This window comes from Oribacterium sp. FC2011 (assembly GCF_000701645.1).
In the GTDB taxonomy this organism is placed as follows: Bacteria; Bacillota; Clostridia; order Lachnospirales; family Lachnospiraceae; genus Oribacterium.
Genome location: NZ_JNJM01000035.1, coordinates 1 through 19013, shown reverse-complemented (window position 1 = coordinate 19013; position 19013 = coordinate 1). Strand labels below are relative to the sequence as shown.

Here is a 19013-nt window from a genome sequence, read left to right as displayed (position 1 = left end):
GGCCCGGTGGCTCAGTCGGTTAGAGCGCCGCCCTGTCACGGCGGAGGTCGTCGGTTCGATTCCGTCCCGGGTCGCTAATGATTTATTGATCATTTAAAATTCAATATTTTATGGATGGGTTCCCGAGTGGCCAAAGGGGGCAGACTGTAAATCTGTTGTCAGTGACTTCGGTGGTTCGAATCCACCCCCATCCATTTGAAACTCGATATGAGTTTCACAGTTGTTATTTTCAACTGAATGGGGTCTTAGCTCAGCTGGGAGAGCATCTGCCTTACAAGCAGGGGGTCACAGGTTCGAGCCCTGTAGGCCCCATTAATTCTGTTCATGATTTGGTTCAGTAGAATTCAAAGGATTCTTTAACAGAATTGAAAATAACAAATATTAATATCGCGGGATGGAGCAGTCTGGTAGCTCGTCGGGCTCATAACCCGAAGGTCGTTGGTTCAAATCCTTCTCCCGCAAGTATCAGAGATCACCAGATGGTGATCTTTTTTTTAGCTATCTTTTACTGTTATTACCGATGAAATCGATCCATGGCGACTCTGATTTGATATGTACCTCATGCTATATTATTCAGATAGTATTTTCTGGATTATTGGAATATTTCTGAAATAAGTAGAAATATTTTTTATATTACAGAAATATGGCAATAATTAAATACTATGTCCTATAAAACAAAAATATTATTTTTATTAATTGCGGTATTGCAAAAATTTTTGTTTTGCATTATTATATAGGTGATGGGAATATTAATAGTAGATAATCTGATGGGCACAAAGTTCACAAGTAATCAATGTTGGCGTGTTCTCCTCCTTTGATTAAGGAGGGGAACTTTTTTCTTATTTAAAAAAATGCATATTTTGCCTTGTTTTATGTTAAAAAATTATCTATAATCATAACGTTTTCCGTTAAAATAGACAATTTAATTAACTATAGAAAAGGACTTTAAAATGATACTTGCAATTACTTATGATCCTGAAGATAAAGATGTTATAAAAAGCTTTAATAATATTAGTTATTTCAAAATTTATAATATTGAGAAAAATGCTATCATTGATTCTTCTCTAGTGAAAACTGATGGCAGGGGACATTGTGCGCTTGCCGGAATTCTGCGAAGAATTGGAGTAAATGCAATGATTTGCAAAGAATTAGATGAAGATGCATTGATTTCTCTTTCTGAACTTGGAATAAGGGTTTATAGCGGAGTGGAAGGTATCTGTGATGAAGTTGCCGAAACTTTTGCGGAGGATATTAATAAGTTTCAAGAGAGTACTGTTAATATTTGAGTTAAAAAATCAATTATGCAGCCATACATAAATGAATATACCAGAAAGATACTTACTGCATAAAAATATGTTTTTGATTCTTATAGACACAAATTCACGTTGATTATAATCGTGGATTTGTGTCTTTTATATTGTTAAATTGCACTTCTTTGGATACAAAAAACAATAATTAATTTTTTATCAATGTAAAAATTGTATACAACATTTGCCAAAAAATGGCTAAAAATCAGGCTTTGTTGAATATGCACAATCTTTTGTGGAAGCTGTTTTGCAAATTGACAATAAATAATCATAAATGTCTGAAAAATATCATTTGTTTTCATGTAAATTAAACAGTGCTAATATACGCCTAGGTTATTTTTTACAAAAAAAGAGAGAGGTGTAATTATGTTGATTAGAGTTGGTATCAATGGTTTTGGTCGTATTGCAAGAGTTATCCTTAGAATCCTTGAGGAGCGTGATAATGATATTGAGGTTTGCGCTATCAACCTGAGGAATGCTGACATTTCACGTATGGCTTATCAGATGGAGTACGATTCTGTATTTGGTCGATTCAGAGGTCGTGTAAGATATACAGATAATGAGCTTGTGATAAATGGGAAGAAAATTCATGTATTTTCAGAGGATGATCCGGCTAATATCGATTGGGCTTCAACCGGTGCAGAATACATTATTGAGTCAACAGGTAAGTTCCTCCGTCTTGAGGATTGTGAAAAGCATTTTAAGGGAGGTGCCAAAAAGGTTATCCTTACAGCACCGGGAAAAGATCCGGATTTCCCAACTTTTGTTTTCGGTGTAAATAATGAAAGCTACGATCCTTCTATGAGGATTATTTCGAACGCATCATGTACTACAAACTGTCTTGCTCCTCTTGCCAAGGTTCTTAATGAGAAGTTTGGAATTGAGAAGGCACTTATGTCAACTATCCATGCATCAACATCAAAGCAGAAGCCGGTTGACTCTAACGGCGGTCGTGACTGGAGAACAGGACGTTCTGTTTTTAATAACATTATTCCTTCTTCCACAGGTGCAGCTAAGGCAGTAGGTATGGTAATTCCTGAACTTAAAGGAAAAATGACAGGACTTAGCTTTAGAGTTCCAACAAATGATGTTTCTGTTGTTGATCTCACTGCTCAGCTTAAAACAAAGACAAATTACGAAGAAATATGCGAAGCTATTGAGCATGCTTCTCGTCATGAGATGAAGGATATCATTGAATACAATACTGATGAAATTGTTTCATCTGACCTTAGAGGTAACTTCCAGACATGTATTTTTGATGTTAAAGCAGGAATCATGCTTGATGATACTTTCGTAAAACTTATTGCATGGTATGATAATGAGTGGGGCTATTCAAATCAGTGTATAAACCTTTTACAGTATGTAGCCCGTAAGGACGCAAAGTTTGCTGCAAAGGCTTTAAAAAATGAAAAGCAGGCTGAAGTAAAGAGCAGTGTTCAGGTTGCTGAGTCCCAGGATAAGAAAAATGCCGAAAAGAAAAAATAATACCTGAAGATATAAACATCTCAGATTCATAAAGATTATCAAAAGCTTTCTGACTTAAATGAGTCAGGAAGCTTTTTTGTTAGATCATGCTTTTGAGTGTGGAATCCATAAGGATTATCTCATATTTTTGTGATTTTAGTCGAAAAAAAGATATACGGCATAATTTACATATATGGCATGTAATATCGAAAAATTTGGACGGCAAAAATGTTTTGCTGTTCATATGAAATAAGCATTGATACAGTCGGAGATCCATATGAGTACAAAAGTTAATGATTTTACAAATGCAGATTATAGTAAGGATTATATTCTGAATGGTCTTAAAGCCATGCCGGGCGGATTTTTCATCTATAAGGCCGATTGGGATGAAGAACAGATACTTTATGCCAATCAGGCTATACTTGATCTGTTTGAATGTGAGAGTAATGAAGAATTCCAGGAATTGACAGGTGGATCCTTTAAGGGAATGGTATATCCTGAAGACTACGAAAGAATTGAGACAAGTATCAAGATACAGATAGACAATTCCGAAGAACATTTCGATAAAGTTCATTATAGGATAATGACAAAAACCGGAAAGATACTTGAAATAGAGGATATAGCAAAACTGTATGAAGATCCTGCAGAAGGTCCACTGTTTTATGTTTTTGTATCTACATTTGAATCTACCGTTGACCAGCTTACGGGTCTTTTAAACCGTGAGTATTTCATGAAATCAGCAAAGGCCGGTTGTAACAAACTTTATACAGATAATAAAAAACCGGTGGTTATCGCATTTGATTTTAACGGAATGGAAAATTTCAGCTCCAGGTACGGATTGGAAGAAGCTGATAATTTCCTGCTGGTATTTTCCAATATTCTAAAAAAGCATTTTCCTACTCAGAATTGTGCAAGGTTTGGCTCTGATCATTTTTTTGTATATGCAGAATCGGAAGGCATAGAGATATTGCTGAACCAATTGATAGGAGAGCTGCATTCTGCCAATAACGGAAGAACTCTTACGGTTCGTATGGGTATCATTAATTATCTTCCGGAAATGACTATGAATGAAGTGTGCGATAAGGCAAGGATTGCAGCGGATACCCTCGTAGGAATAGATGTTTCAGATTACGCCTGGTATGATGACAGCATAATCGGAAAACAACTTAACAGAGAATACATTCTTCATACTTTTGATCAGGCTTTGGCGGAGGGCTGGATAGAACCCTACTATCAGCCTGTGGTAAGAAGTCTTACTGGCAGAGTGTGCGCATTTGAAGCCTTTGCAAGGTGGCATGATCCGGAATATGGCATACTTACACCATTGGAATTTTTGCCTGTGCTGGAAGAAAACGGACTTGCATATCGCCTCGATATGTACATTATAGGAAAAGTAGCAGATATGCTTCAGCAAAGGCTGGATAACGGTCAGCCTGTTGTTACTGTGGGTGTAAATATTTCAAAAACAGATTTTGAAGTATGCGATCCGGTATCTATCATTTCATCAGTCTGTGATTCTCATGGTATCAGCAGAAATCTCATTTCTATAGATATATCCGAAACTGTCCTCATGAGAGACAGGGAACTTGTAAGCGGAGCTATAGACAGATTACATGATGCCGGCTTTGAAGTCTGGATGGATGATTTCGGTGCAGGATATTCCGCTTTAAGTGCATTGAAGGATTTTAATTTTGACGGAATAAAGATCAATTTTGCTTTTCTCAAAGATTTGAATGACAGAGCCCGTGAGATCTTAAAAATGACCATAAAAATGGTCAAAGCTTTGGGTATACATACTTCGGCTGAAGGTATTGAAACCGGGGAGCAGAATGATTTCCTTAAGAATATAGGTTGTGAAAGGATACAGGGAAATTTTCATATAGAAACAGAAGAACTTGATGTTTCATTGGAACATATGAAGGAAAAAGGCTTATTGTTTGAAAGTCTTGATACCTACGGCTTTTATCAGAAAGCCGGCCTTACGGACGTTATATCAAAGTACCCTAAAGCTTTGTTTTTCTTTGATGGAAAACAATTTTCCACACTTTACAAAAACGAAGCTTATGTAAGGGATATAGATAAAAAGGAAAGTTCTTCGAAAAATCTGTCAAATCTCACCTTGGGAACTGAGATATCCATGAATCTTGATAAATTGAGAAAGCTTGCCTGCAAAGCCATCAAGAATAACAGAACAGAGGGCATGATCATCCTGCAGAAGAACCGAAATATCAAGATAAGCTTTGCTCCCGTAGTGAGTTCCTACAGCGGACATGTATTGTCAGTTTCCATGGATGTCATTGACAGATGAGAAGAGAATACTTACTCAAAAATCCGGCTATAAAGTTGTTGAGATTTTGAGCAGGTGCGAAGAACCGGGTACTGCCATAAATGATGCCATCAGAAAAATGGGTGAGATTCTGACTGCCGACAGGATTGCTCTACTTGAAATGGGCGAAAAGAATATAAACAACACTTATGAGTGGCGCAGAGATAATGTTTTCTCTTTAAAGGAAAAGAGAGGTTCTGTAACTTTCGATAACTATATCGGGATGTTGTCGGAGGCTTATAATAGACATTCTGCTTTTATCATCGGAAATATTGAAGATATAAAGGACTATAATGCCGGAAAATATAAGTTTTTAAAGGAAAATGATATCAGCCGGTTTATCGAAGTGCCGCTTTATGATAATACCAGATTAGCGGGGGTTCTGGTGATAGATAACTATTCATTATCCCTGCAGATAGATGTGGGAAGCTTTCTGGAAATGATATCGATTCTCCTTGAGTATATGGTTGTTGCAAGGCAGCATGATATCGAGATCAAGCGTAAATATGCTGTAACAGTTGACAATAACCACAGGGAAGACCACATTAATTCAAAAAAGGATACGCGGCTTGGAGATCTTACGGAGATATTTAATGTTTATGAGGACATCTCTCTTCCGTCCTATTATGTTAATGTACGGTTTAACGGTGACGGAACGAAGGCAGAAGATTTCATATTCATGTTTGTAAACAGGGCATATTGCAAATTTGTGAAACGTAAACCCGAAGAAATGCTTGGTAAGAGCTATAAGGAGGTATTTCTGCAAGCGGATCCTCAACTTATAGCGGATATATATGAAGTTTCGGTTTTGGGTCTCACAAAGAGAGATATAAGATACGATGCCATCGGAGGGTGCTGGATGGAAACAGTCATCATGCCTGTGTCAAATACTGGCTTCTGTGTGGTCATGCTTCTGAATCATGATGCAAGCCGTAAAGAAGTATTTAACCTGATGGATGTGGCAGAATCCGATAAGTCCAATGCTGTCGTGGTGAGAACCGCTGAAATTTTCAATGAAGAAAAGGATGATGATCTTGCCATAAGAAAGGTATTGGAGGAGCTGGGGGATCACGTGGCTGCTGATCATATCTACCTTATGCTGGCTGATCATAGCAAGAATACCTTCAGTGAGAGATATGAATGGTGCGCTGACGGGGTAAGGCCGAATCTGGGAGTATCACAGAAGGTCGACAAAGACATTTTTGAAAGGATCAAAGCTTTTAAACGTGGTAAATATTTCTGTGAAGATATAAGTTCTGTCAAAAATGCGGATGCGATATTATATGACTTTTTGAAGACAAGAAACATCAGGAATTCGGTTCAGGTTCCTTTGAAAAAAGGTGAAGAGATCATAGGGTACTTCGGAGCGGATAATGTTGCGATCAGTGATGAGAAAAAGATTACAGATATCATGTTGACAGTATCGTATTTCATTTCGGCAAGGATCATTGTGGCTCAGATGGATATGTGACGGCATTAATTGTCTTAAAACCTTAAGGAAAACATCATTAGGATGCTTTGCGTTTAACAGATACATATGATAAAATCTTTGGTAATAAAAGTTCGGGTATTAGTAACAGAGTGAGGTGACATATGAGTTACATTGATCAGGAAGCCACAGGCGAGTTGCTGCGGTTGGCTGTAAAGAGTAGTAGTTTTTCAGTCTCCGACATATGTAAGGAGATGAATATATCAACAACATCTATATATAACTGGTTTAGGGGCGATACTCTTCCCAGTATAGAAAACCTCTTCTTGTTTGCTGAGCTCGTTGGACAGAAGGTGGATGATATTGTTGTGTATGTATCTGACAGAAACAACAAGGCAGATGCTGCATAAAGACTGCGTCTTAATTCTGAAATATATTGCGTGCAAAAATCCCGTCACTCCATTATAGGAGTGACGGGATTTTTTAAAAGAAAAGGCCGTCACAAAATGTGACGGCCTGAATAATATATAGTAGTGGGTGTCACACCTGATCAATTACAGATTGATCTTGTAATCGTCTCTGCCTTCGCCATCGATGGTGAAGTAAGCAGCTGATTCGTCAGCATTGATATAAATCTTGACATCCTTAACGGTAGCCTTGATCTTCTTTGCAGCAGCTATTGCATCGTTCTCGATGCTTGCGGGATCATAATCGATTCCATTGATCTGGAGTGTAACAGCAGCCTTAACAGCTGTTTCGTTTGTTGTCTTCTTTGCAGCAGGCTTTTTCTCAGCAGCCTTCTTTGCAGCAGTCTTAGGAGCAGCCTTCTTTTCAGCAGCTGCTTCTGCCTTCTTAGGAGCAGCCTTAGGAGCTTCCTTCTTCTCGGCAGTTGCTTCTGCCTTCTTAGGAGCAGCCTTAGGAGCTTCCTTCTTCTCAACAGCTGTTTCTGCCTTCTTAGGCTCTTCCTTCTTAACAGCTACAGTTTTAACAGCTTCTGTCTTTTTCTCTTCAACAGATTTTGCAGGAGCTGCGGTTTTAGCTGCCTTAGGAGCAGCTGTCTTTGTCTTTGCCATATTAATATGTCTCCTTTGAAAAAATAAAAGCTTTATGAAATTGATTTTATTTCCGTAAATCAGAGATGTCAATATTTTCAAGCATTTTAAAGGCTTTCAGCTCAATTTTTTTCACAAAAAGCAATCAAAATATGACGATATTTTGTAATAATGCTGTAAGGACATAAACGATTTAATTAATATATATTATTTCTATAAATATCGGAGGGGGACTCATATATGCTTGTGTTAAGAAGGAAAAAAGATCAGACGTTGGTCATAAACGGTAATATTAAGATAACTGTTGCAAGAGTGGATGGAAATGGAGTCAGACTTGCTATAGAGGCACCGGATCAGGTCAGCATAGTAAGAGGGGAACTTACTGAGTCTGCGGCTGCGCCTACAGACGACATCGTGCCTATCGTTGAGCATAAATCAAAGAAAAAAAGCAGTGTATTAAAGAAGATCGTGATTTAAATATATGAGTTTTAAAATAAAGAGGATACACATTGTTGTGCACCGCACATCGATGTGTATCCTCTTTTGCTGTCCATTAATTAATCCATCGGTGACGGTTCTCGCCGGCGGGAACCGTCACCGGTGGAGCTTCCTTTCCGTAAATTAAATCACCCGGGACGATTCTCAACGTCGAGAACTGTCCCGGGTGGCGTTTCATCAGTTTACTGAAAATTAAAGGTTGATCTTGTAATCAGCGCTTCCTGCACCATCAACTGTGAAGTAAGCGGCTGAATCCTTGGCATTAACATAAACATTAACAGCCTTAACATCCTTCTTGATCTTCTGAGCTGCTGCAACAGAATCCTTTGTGATGCTGTTGAAATCATAATCCTTACCATTGAGCTGAAGTGTGATAGTTGACTTGATAGACATTTTATTATCCTCCCTACAAAAAAACTTATAGCATGCATGCACAGGCATGTAGTCTACACCTGCGGATGTAACCCGGCATCCGCTCCCTAAAAATAAACGTTTACATTATATTTTCTATCCCTGATTTTGTCAATTCTATGATTCTCATCAAAATTGGTCTCGAATAAAATGTAAATGCATTAAAAAAATACAGAAGCTGTTTTATATAAACGATTTTTTGTCGACAAATATGGTAGGTACTGTGGGCAGCGATCGGTTCCAATCCGAAAATGGTATAGTCAGGACCGATAAGTGATGGAGAAACAACATGAATAACAAAAGAAAAAACATCAATGACATTGCGATCCTGTTACTGATATCTATCTTTATGAATGGCTTTGAGACCGGCGGATATCAAGCGGCACTTTTGTACATAGGTGAAGAGTATTCATTGGATCACGGGGCTCAGGGAGTTATAGCTTCCGTAGAACTTTTCGCCACCATGATAGCACCTATCATCCTTGGCTCCCTGGCTGACAGGGTGGGAAAAAAGATAATGCTTACACTGTTCACAGCCACGAGAGTCATTTCCGGCATCATTATCCTTTTGGCAACCGGCTCACTTCAGTTCTCGGTGGGTGTTTTCATTCTGGGATTTGCTACAAGTATCATTCAGTACGTGGCCATCGCTGAAATGGATGATGCCTATCCGGTTACAAAGCATCAAAGGATGGGTGGCATTGCAGCAATGTATGCATTTGGTGCGGTAGTAGCTCCTTTGATAGTGGGTTTTGCTCTTAAGACTGCTCTCGGATGGAGAACATTTTTTGCGGCAGATGCCGTGATTTCGTTTGTGCTTGCGGTACTTCTCTGGAAGATCAGTTTCGAGCCCAGAGAGAATCCTGAGGACGCTGAGGTATTTGAATATGAAGGCGCGGGTTCAGGCGGTTCCGGAAACATTTATATAAAGGGAGTTATCTATCTCTGTATCATCATGTTTATCTATGTTGGAGTTGAGAACGGAGTCGGTTTCTTCCTGAACGGTTTCATGCATGATAATGTCCACTCCGAAAGAGGATATATTGCCCTTTCAATTTTTTGGATGGCAATGATTCCTTCCCGTATCATCTGTGGCTATCTCAGCAAATATAGAAGATTACTTCTCTGTGCGGCACCCACGGGAGCAGCATTATTCCTGGCATTTCTGTCTGTAGTTACAAATGAATACGTTGCATTTGTGGTGGTATTTATCATGGGCTTTTTCTGCGGTGCGGTTTATCCCAACGTACTTACTTATGCGGCAGATTACAGCGGCACTAAAACTGCAACTGTAATAGCAGCCATAACGGTTGCGACGGGAATAGGCGGAACGCTGGTGTCTTTTGTATTCGGATTTTTGGAGAAGGCAGTTGGCTTCACATGGTCCTTCAGGATACTTGCGGTATTCCTGGCACTGGATCTGTTCTTTGCACTTCAGGTGGTTATGACAAAGAGTAAAAAACTGAATTCCACCGGTGGCTAAAGCGGGTGTAGTAAGCTGCACACCGGCAGGGAATGAATAAAGGTTAGAGTTTACATGATATAAGCATTGTATAGAAAGGCATGACATGAGCGGTACAGTATCCGTAGTTGATCTTGAAAAGTATATAGTCGATAACATCGAAACAGCCATCAAGGAAGGTTATATCAAGGTATATTATCAGCCTGTAATACGTACTATTACAGGTAAAATATGTGCGGCAGAGGCATTGGCCAGATGGGAGGATCCACAATACGGGTTCCTCAGTCCCGGTGCATTTATAAAGACATTGATCCAGGCCAAAAAAATACATCTTCTTGATATCTATGTAATAAATGCTGTGTGCAGGGATATTAAGGAGAAGATCGATAATGGCGATACACCATATCCGGTTTCTGTCAATATTACAAAAAACGATTTCGCTGAATGTGATCTTTTAAATGTTTTTGAGGAAGCGGAACAGGACAGCGGAGTACCTGCAAAGTATCTATGCCTTGAGGTCAGTGAAGAAATTTTCAGGGATAATTATGATATCCAGGGTGTGATAGAGAACCTGCTGTCCAGGGGACATGAGAAGTGGCTGGATGATTTTGGCTTTGGCTATGGCTCTTTTAGCGCGCTTGAAAAAAAGTACAGCGTGATAAAATTTGATGTCAGATTTTTACGAAGTTTGAAAGGTGAAGAGCTGGAGAGAGCCAGGACCATAATAGCTTATTTTATCAACATGGTTAAACGGCTTAATTTCAGTACTCTGGTAGAAGGTATAGAGACCGAGAGCGAATATAATTACTTTAAAGATCTGGGATGCGAAATGATCCAGGGCTTTTTCTTCTCCAAACCTATGCACTTAAAGGAATTGAACAAGCAGGGATTTGAGGTGGAATCAATAGAAGAACGTGATTATTACAATGCTATCGGCCAGATAGAGATAGAAAACGGATCCATGTTTGAAGCCAACGGTGTGACCAATGCTGAAGCCATGGCAGTTTTTGAATATAAGGATCAGAATTTTACCTATCTGTATCAGAATGAGGCCAATAAGCAATATCTTAAATATCTAGGTGGATTAACAAGCCAGTCTGCGGAACGTATCATCAACCAGAAATCCGGTGTGCTTCAGGAGAAGCTGCGCCCGTTTATCAGGGAGCTTCAGAAGGAAAAGACAGATGTAAAGTTCTCTCATGTTTACAGAGGAAATCTTATTAATTTAAAAGCAAAATTCGTAGCCAAAAACCCTAAGACCGGAGCCCTGGCACTTGCAGTCTACAGCTCCATGACACATGATGAGAACTGGGGTAAGGCTACTCTGTTTGCAAAGGCTATGGGTGAAATCTATTGCATGTACGACAGGATTGATCTTGTTGATATGAAAGACGGCAAGATAAAGAATACCTATATGAATACCAATGAGTATGGAGGTATTTCTGAAGGCGCTCTTTTTACGGAGGCTGTAGAGGAATGGAGCCGGGAGTATATAGCGCCGGATGAAAGAGAAAAATACACAGAGTTTATGAAGCTGTCAACTCTTAAAGAAAGGTTATCAAAGAGAAAAACAATACATGACAGAAGGGTATTAAAAACACAGATGGACGATGGGCGCTATGAGCCAAAGAAGTATATTCTTATGCCGGTTGAAATAGATGGAAAAGATATGGTTCTTTCGGGAATAGTGAATATTAATGTTGATGGAAATTGATACCTTATTTAAACAGAGGTAATTGGAATGATACAAAAAACCTTCGTATTATCCCGTAGAGATGAAATGTGGTCGGTTCTTCGGGAATGGGAACAGTTTATCCAGGATAAACCTAAAAAGAATATGTTTCTGGTCTTTACCGAGAACGGGATCACAGAAGATAAACTGTATGACGTTTTATCTCTGGTATTCAAGAAGTATCCTGACATATGTATGGTAGGCGTACACCAGGGTGCATCCCATAAGTACAGCGAATTCCTGAGGGTATCTTTCTGCCTTATGGAACATACTACGGTGACACCTTTCTCCTGTACATTTGAGTATATCGATGAACAGGGCGCCTTCGATGAGCTTTCAGATATGGTGGAAAATATTGAGGATCCTGCCTGCATTATACTTTTTGCAGCAGGGAGTTCAGCTAAGATATCCTATCCCATGTCACTTTTTGAAAAGAAATACAATATACCTATAGCAGGTATTTGGACTGCGGACTTTGAGGATGTTTGGTCTGATACCCATTTTGTATGGCAGAACGAAAAACTTTGCAGAGGATTTGCGGGAGTTATATTGTCCGGCAAAGATTTGATGGTCCATACCGAGCTTTTGACCGGTTGGAGACCTCTGGGAAAGAACTTTCAGATTGAGTTAAGGAAGAAAGTCAGTGGATTAAATATAGGAGAAAACATTGTAAAAAAAATAGACGGAATGAATGCTACAGAGATATATGAAAAGTATCTCAACATAAAGCCGAATGGTGCATTTCTCGAGAACATCAGGGAATTCCCTTTCCTTGTAAAAAGAGATAATCAGATCCTCAGCAGAAGCCCTTACAGATATGACAAGGCAGGACAGCTGTATTTCCTTGGGGATTTCAGACAGGATGATATCATAAGCTTTTCATCCGGTAATAAAAGCAGCATATTCAGTGAGATAGCATATAAGGTTAACAGATTTGCAGAATTTGTCCCACAGGGTTCTTTCTTATTCGGAAGCGATACAAGACAGAACTACATCGTACCTGAATATAAGGAGCTCAATGCCTTCCAGAATATTGATGAAAACATTCAGTATATCCGTGGAAAGGGACAATTCCTTTTTATGGATGGAAGGGGAGGCACTCACAATGTTTCCAGCGTTATCCTGGGACTCAGAGAAGGCATGCCTGATATACAGGAGCATGTTGATTATTCCGATACCATAAATGTTGCTGAGACGAATGCTGTAATTCCGCTGGCGGACAGAACCAGTATTTTCCTCCAGGCAATAACGAATGATCTGAATGAGGCTATTTCCAAAGCGGAAAGTGCAAACGAGGCTAAATCTTCGTTCCTTTCACACATGTCACATGAGATCCGTACACCTATAAATGCCATCCTTGGCATGGATGAAATGATCCTTAGAGAAGCTGATGATTCCGATGTTAAGGGCTATGCCATAGACATTAGAAATGCAGGAGTTGAACTCCTTGGCATCATCAATGATATACTGGATTTCTCCAAGATAGAGTCAGGAAAACTATCGGTTATTCCTATCGAGTATAAGACCGCTGATATGCTTAGGGATCTTTATCATATGATAAAGAAGCGTGCCGAGGATAAAAAGCTGAAGCTTATTCTGGAGGCTGACGAGGATATTCCGGAAGTGCTGTACGGGGATGAAATCCGTGTGAAGCAGATCATAACCAACATTCTTACCAATGCGGTCAAGTATACAGAGACGGGCAAAGTATGGTTCAGAGTTAAGCTTGAAAGCCTGAATCCTGCTGAGGTTGTGCTGGACATTTCTGTCGAGGATACCGGAATAGGAATTAAAAAAGAAGAGATAGGAAAGCTCTTTGAGGCATTTGAAAGACTTGACGAAAAACGAAACCGTACAATAGAGGGTACAGGTCTCGGCATGAACATTACCCAAAAGCTTTTGAGAGAGATGAACAGCCATCTTGAGGTTCAAAGCGAGTACGGTAAAGGATCCATATTCTCTTTCAAGCTTACTCAGGCGGTAAGGTCTCCTGCGCCTATGGGTAAGGTTAATGTTGAAGAACGGAAGGATGAATATATCAATAATGGACCTTCATTCTATGCACCTGAAGCTACAATTCTTGCGGTGGATGATACGGCACTGAATCTCACAGTAATCAAGGCCCTGGTTAAGCAGAACAAGATCAAGGTCGATACGGCGGAAAGCGGCCAGGATGCAATAGAGCTTGTGAAGAAGAACCATTATGACATTATTTTCCTGGATTATCGTATGCCGGTCATGGATGGAATCGAGACCTTGCACCGTATGCGTGAACTGGACGGCTCACCATGTATGTATACCCCGATCATCTGTCTTACTGCTAATGCTGTTACCGGTGCCATTGAGGATTACATGAAGGCAGGATTTGACGACGTTATAACCAAACCAATTGATGCCGGACTTCTTGAAAAGAAACTGAGATTCTACATTTCTCCTGATCTTATACAGGAGGCAGGTGAAGGAGATGTCCCGGAAGAGGATGATCAGCAAGAGGAGGAGACATTACCCGAAGAGCTTAATAACATACCGGAGTTAAATGTCAGGGACGGTCTTCAGCATTGCGGTTCTGCTGAAGGATACCTGACTGCTCTGAGAAGCTTCTATGACAGTCTGAAAGATAATATAAGAATAATTCAGGAAAATTTTGAAAAACTGGATATAAAGAATTATACTATAAAGGTGCATGCTATGAAGAGTTCGGCGAGGATTATCGGTGCAGCCGAGTTATCCTCATTGGCAAAGGATCTTGAAGCAGCCGGAGATGAGGAAAGACTTGATGTCATCCTCATGGATAATCCAAGGCTTGTCAGTATGGCGGAAAGCCTTTATGAATCGCTGGATAAATATTTTGGCATGGAAGAAGAGGATGATTCAGATCTTCCGGAGCTTTCGGATGATGAATGGTCTGATTTCATGATAAATCTTAACAGCTTTGTTGAGATGTATGATATCGATGACCTGAAAATGATGCTGGAGATGCTGAAAGAATATCGTCTGCCGGAAAAGAAAAAGAATATTTATCTGGAACTGAAAAATGCGGCAAAGGGACCGGACTGGGGTAAGCTGTCTGAGCTTGCGACAGCGGAATAAGTGTAGAAAAGTGGAGATGACATTTTATGTATCTGAATAGCGTTTTGATCATAGGCGACAATCTGAATTTTATGGCGCAGGCCATGATACGTATCCTGAAGAATAACGGATATGTTGTATATACCTGTGGCTTTAATATTGCCGGCATTAACGAAAAAGCAAGTGATGCAGGAGTTTTTATCCTGTATCTGGACAGTGTTTCATTTGCGGATAAATCGGTTTTCGACTACATAGAGACTTTAAGTTCAAACAGAATCATCTGCGCCATCGGAAAGCCTAATGAATACAGAGAATTTTATAAGGTTTATCCTAAGGAACGTGTTAACATCGAGATGCCTCATCCTGCCAATGTCATGATCCTTGTGGATCAGCTGAGACGTGAACGCACCTTGAATGATGAGAGTGTCAATTCTGAAAAAACCCATAAGATCCTGCTGGTGGATGATGACAGTACTTTTCTTGAAGTGTCCAGTGGGTGGCTGAAAAAATATGGAAAATACGATGTATCTATCGTAAACTCCGGACCTCATGCCATTGATTATCTGGATAAGTATACACCGGATCTGATACTTCTCGATTATGAGATGCCGATGATGGATGGACCTGCGGTTCTCAATAAGCTCAGACAAAATGAACGTACCAGGAACATTCCTGTATTTTTCCTTACCGGAAAAAATGACAGGGACAGCATCATGAAGGTTATGATGATGCGGCCTAATGGATATCTTCTGAAAACCCTGGATCAGCAGCAGTTGGTATCAAGAGTGAATGATTTCTTTATAAGCCAGAAAAAATAAAAGAATATAAACATTGGTTTCGCTTAAAAAATAAAAAAATCATTGCTATTTTGATAAATGACTAGTAGCATATAACTAAATGTTTAAGGAGATTAAAGGGATATAACCATTTTCCTGAAGCTGCGATATGATTTGTAGAAATTGTAATAATGAAATATCTGATACATCAGCATTCTGCCCTAATTGCGGAATGCTGTTTGTTGTATCATCCCCTGAAAGCAGCCCGGAGATACGTCATAACGATAACCTTCCTTTTTACAGTGCAGAACTGTTTCGGAAAATGATACAGAAGGAGAATGCTCAAAAGGAAGCGGAGGGATCGGCTGATGTTCAGGGTGGTGCACTCTCTGCGGAAGAATCTGCTGATGATCAGCTTGATAAAATGTATGCCAGAGCCTTACAGCTCGAAAGAGAACAACAGGCCGCAAAGAGGCGTAAGGAGGCTGAAGAAAGGGCTAAATTAGCTGACGAGATCGCCCGTAAAGAAGCGGAAGAAGAAATTAAAAAGCGTATGGCGGAAAATGAGCGCCATGACAGGGAAGTGGCAGAAGAACTGGCAAGGAAAAATGTTATTGATGAAGAAGATCCTGGTGAAGAGGAGCTGAAAGAGAATTCGGCTGAAGATAAGACTTCGGATGATGAGATTTCTGGTGCTGAGACTTCTGATACTGAGATTTCTAATGCTGAGATTTCTGAGGATGTTGAAGTTGATGGAATCGGAGAAGAAGCACCTGAAACCGGAGAAGCTGATGAAATCGGAGAAGCAGAAGCTGCTGAAATCGAGCAAGATAACACTGAGTCAGAAGGAGGCGCTTCTGAAACCGGGCAAAACAACACCGAGTCAGAAGGAGGCGCTTCTGAAACCGAGCAAAACAACACCGAGCCAGAAGGAGGCGTTTCTGAAACCAAGCAAAACAACACCGAAGCAGAGGCGGCCTTTGGAAATGTCTCTGAAGAAGCTTCTGAAAAAACTGTTGTTCCTGAGACTGAGGAAGCAGATGATCCGACTCTTCATGCTGTGGATGATTCCGACGATTATATATTTGGCGATGAAGAAGTCGAAGAACCGGAAGTCGAAGAGCCGGTTGTTTCTGACACTGAAGAACCTGCTGAAGCAGTCGAAGAAGAGCCTGCTGAAGAAAATTCTGAGACAGAAGAAAAATCTGATGTTGCAGATATAGAAGAAACGGAAGATTCTGATACGTCAGATACCGAAGAGACAGGGAAATCTAAAACTGTAGAATCAGAAACCGAAGCAGAAGAAACTGAGACAGAAGAATCCGAAGCAGTGGTGTCAGAAGAGATAACAGAAGACACTGATATATCAGCAGAATCTGAAATAACTGAGGAAAACAAAACAGAGGAACCTCTTGAGAATGAAGCAGAGACAGTTGAACCTGAAACGGCTGATGATATAACTGATACTGTTCAAATAGCCGCTGAATGGAAACCTGTGCCGGAAATGGCACCTGAGTCCGTTGAGTCTAAAGAAGAGTCTGTGGTAGTTGAGGCTCAGCAGCAAACTGAAGAAGTGCTTGAAACTGAAAAGCCATCTGGATCGGAGCCAACTGATAATGTGGAAACAACTGAGGCGGAGCCGGTTGAAATCCTTGAAGCCGTTGAGGCCGAAAAAGAGTCTCAGGTAGTTGTGGAATCAGAAACTGAGACCAATAATAAAACAGAAAACTTATCAGAGCAGCTAAAGCAAAATAAGTATCAGAAAAAGCAGAAGAAGTCGAAATCCAAGAAAAAGAACCGGAAATCGAAGAGAGAAGACAAAGTATCAGAGCAGCTGACAGATAAGCAGGGAGCTGTGTCTGAACTCAAAACAGCAGAAAAAGTGAATGTTCCGGAGCCTGAAACAGATTCCGGTGAAGCTACAGAGCCTGAGCAGAAGAAAGAGAAGCCGGGAAAGGTAGTTTCTGAATCAAAGAAAACAGCTTCTGAATCAGAAAAGACTGTGACCGGGCCTGAAATCAGCAGTAAAGCCAAACTGGCGGCTGGAGCTGCGGCAGCAATAGTGGTTTTATCACTTATTGGTTATAATGCCTGGAACAATAAGCCCGAGAACAGAGCTGTCAAAATACTGAAGGATGCAGAAAGCGCCTACAGCTCAGGAGATTTTGAAAAGGCTGAGGGATTGTATTCACAGTATATGGAGCTTGGTGATGCTGAAACGGAAACATTGATCCATATGGCAGACACCTATGTCAATAGAAACAGACATGATGAAGCGGTGGATATGATAAAAGCTGCACTGGATGCTCATCCTGAGAGTGAAGCTTTGCAGAAGGCATATAATGATCTCGAGCCGGTTATAAGCTTCTCTCAGGCAGGTGGAACCTATGACAGTCCTATATCCGTAAGTCTTTCTGCGTCAGGAACCTGCGATATTTACTACACATTAAAAACTGACGACGGAGCAGAGGATGAATCTAAGTACTATCTCCCTATAATACTGGAGGAGAACGGTACTTATGAAGTTGAAGCTTATGGGCAAACGGCTGACGGTTATAAAGGAGCTTCTGTTACGGAGACTTTTGTTGTCGAAATAGCGCCTGAAGAGGAAGAAACTGAGGAAAGCGTTGAGGAAACAGTTGAGGAGACAGCTGAAGAAACTGAAAATGCTGAATTTAGTTTCGCTAAGGAATACGAATCCTATCCTGATACACTTGTAGAGATATTGCCTGCCAACAGACGTGATATGGGGGACTATTCAGTGTTTGAAGCCCAGGTCTACCATGATCATAACAAGGATGTGCCTGTAGGTGAGTCCAGAACTGAGACTATAAAGATCAGCAATAAGGCTTGGCTTCACTACAAGGATTTCAATCCTAATGAGATACGTGTCATAGATGCGTATGTATTTTTGAAATATATAGGTATTCTGAATGCCAGAACAGATGAAAATGGTATCGTAACAGATTTCGATTTCTATCTGGGAAGACAGAGATAAAAAGAAAAAAGGTCGTCCTTAGGGAGTGAAATCCCGGAGGACGGCCTTTTTGAAAAAACTAACATAAAAAAATCCTAAAAAGTGTTTGACATATGCTTCGCTTGTTGCTATATTAATTGAGCGCTCGTAAAGAGCGGCAATTAAATAGCTTCAAACGAAGCGTTTTTGAACCTTGAAAATCAAAGATCGATTAATACACAGACCCTGAAGATTCTATAAAGAAGATTCAGAAGCGGAGGATCTGAAAAGATCTGAAGCGAGACCAAAAGGTCTAAAGCGAAAATACAATCGCAGTAAAGAAAACGGACAAAACAGAAGCCAAGCTTAGTTTTGAACGGGAAGAGAACTTAAAGAGCGTAAGCTCTTAACATTTAATATGAGAGTTCGATCCTGGCTCAGGATGAACGCTGGCGGCGTGCCTAACACATGCAAGTCGAACGAGCGAGAGATGAAACCTAGTGATTCTCGAGCGAGTGGCGGACGGGTGAG

General features: G+C 40.2%; 13 protein-coding genes, 4 tRNA genes and 1 rRNA gene. 16 read left to right on the top strand and 2 right to left on the bottom strand.

Annotated features, from left to right (window positions below; translation table 11 throughout):
* From T357_RS0117290 to T357_RS0117250, 9 genes are all read left to right on the top strand, one after another.
* A tRNA-Asp gene (locus T357_RS0117290) sits at positions 1-74 on the top strand.
* 38 nt (positions 75-112) lie between these two features.
* A tRNA-Tyr gene (locus T357_RS0117285) sits at positions 113-194 on the top strand.
* Positions 195-239: 45 nt separating this feature from the next.
* Positions 240-312 (top strand) — tRNA-Val (locus T357_RS0117280).
* Between the two features lie 76 nt (positions 313-388).
* Positions 389-462, top strand: a tRNA-Met gene (locus T357_RS0117275).
* A gap of 488 nt (positions 463-950) precedes the next feature.
* Positions 951-1286, top strand: a complete 336-nt coding sequence (locus T357_RS19580) for a NifB/NifX family molybdenum-iron cluster-binding protein (RefSeq protein WP_044917330.1) — start codon at positions 951-953, stop codon at positions 1284-1286.
* A 387-nt stretch (positions 1287-1673) separates the two neighbouring features.
* A complete protein-coding gene (gap, locus tag T357_RS0117265) occupies positions 1674-2792 on the top strand; it encodes a type I glyceraldehyde-3-phosphate dehydrogenase (RefSeq protein ID WP_081828241.1) in 1119 nt (372 codons plus the stop codon).
* A gap of 256 nt (positions 2793-3048) precedes the next feature.
* Positions 3049-5079, top strand: coding sequence for a sensor domain-containing phosphodiesterase (locus T357_RS0117260; protein ID WP_031555257.1), 2031 nt, complete (start codon positions 3049-3051; stop codon positions 5077-5079).
* On the top strand, positions 5069-6568 hold the full coding sequence (locus T357_RS0117255) for a PAS domain-containing protein (RefSeq protein WP_031555256.1): 1500 nt from the start codon (positions 5069-5071) through the stop codon (positions 6566-6568). The genes T357_RS0117260 and T357_RS0117255 overlap by 11 nt, the downstream gene beginning before the upstream one ends.
* Before the next feature lie 122 nt (positions 6569-6690).
* Positions 6691-6936: a helix-turn-helix domain-containing protein gene (locus T357_RS0117250; RefSeq protein WP_044917328.1), complete on the top strand. Its 246-nt coding sequence runs from the start codon at positions 6691-6693 to the stop codon at positions 6934-6936.
* Positions 6937-7080: 144 nt separating this feature from the next.
* Here T357_RS0117250 and T357_RS0117245 read toward each other — a convergent pair whose 3' ends face one another.
* Positions 7081-7599, bottom strand: coding sequence for a DUF6465 family protein (locus T357_RS0117245; RefSeq protein WP_031555254.1), 519 nt, complete (start codon positions 7597-7599; stop codon positions 7081-7083).
* A 219-nt stretch (positions 7600-7818) separates the two neighbouring features.
* Between T357_RS0117245 and T357_RS19575 the strand changes: the two genes are divergently transcribed.
* Positions 7819-8055: a carbon storage regulator gene (locus T357_RS19575; protein ID WP_044917326.1), complete on the top strand. Its 237-nt coding sequence runs from the start codon at positions 7819-7821 to the stop codon at positions 8053-8055.
* A gap of 213 nt (positions 8056-8268) precedes the next feature.
* On the opposite strand, the gene T357_RS0117235 is transcribed toward T357_RS19575, so the two are convergent.
* Complete coding sequence (locus T357_RS0117235; RefSeq protein ID WP_029201446.1) at positions 8269-8469, bottom strand: DUF6465 family protein; 201 nt, start codon at positions 8467-8469, stop codon at positions 8269-8271.
* A 307-nt stretch (positions 8470-8776) separates the two neighbouring features.
* Between T357_RS0117235 and T357_RS0117230 the strand changes: the two genes are divergently transcribed.
* The 6 genes from T357_RS0117230 to T357_RS0117205 all read left to right on the top strand — a co-directional run.
* Entirely contained in the window at positions 8777-9970 is a 1194-nt protein-coding gene (locus T357_RS0117230) for an MFS transporter (protein WP_031555250.1), read from the top strand.
* Positions 9971-10055: 85 nt separating this feature from the next.
* Positions 10056-11663 carry an EAL domain-containing protein gene (locus T357_RS0117225; protein WP_031555248.1) on the top strand — a complete coding sequence of 536 codons (1608 nt, stop codon included), beginning with the start codon at positions 10056-10058 and terminating at the stop codon, positions 11661-11663.
* 27 nt (positions 11664-11690) lie between these two features.
* Complete coding sequence (locus tag T357_RS20640) at positions 11691-14771, top strand: response regulator (RefSeq protein WP_049962540.1); 3081 nt, start codon at positions 11691-11693, stop codon at positions 14769-14771.
* 26 nt (positions 14772-14797) lie between these two features.
* Positions 14798-15568 (top strand): response regulator, encoded by a 771-nt coding sequence (locus T357_RS20635; RefSeq protein ID WP_049962539.1) that lies wholly within the window; start codon positions 14798-14800, stop codon positions 15566-15568.
* Between the two features lie 127 nt (positions 15569-15695).
* Positions 15696-18524: a zinc-ribbon domain-containing protein gene (locus T357_RS0117210; protein ID WP_031555240.1), complete on the top strand. Its 2829-nt coding sequence runs from the start codon at positions 15696-15698 to the stop codon at positions 18522-18524.
* 372 nt (positions 18525-18896) lie between these two features.
* A 16S ribosomal RNA gene (locus T357_RS0117205) occupies positions 18897-19013 on the top strand; the annotation flags it as partial.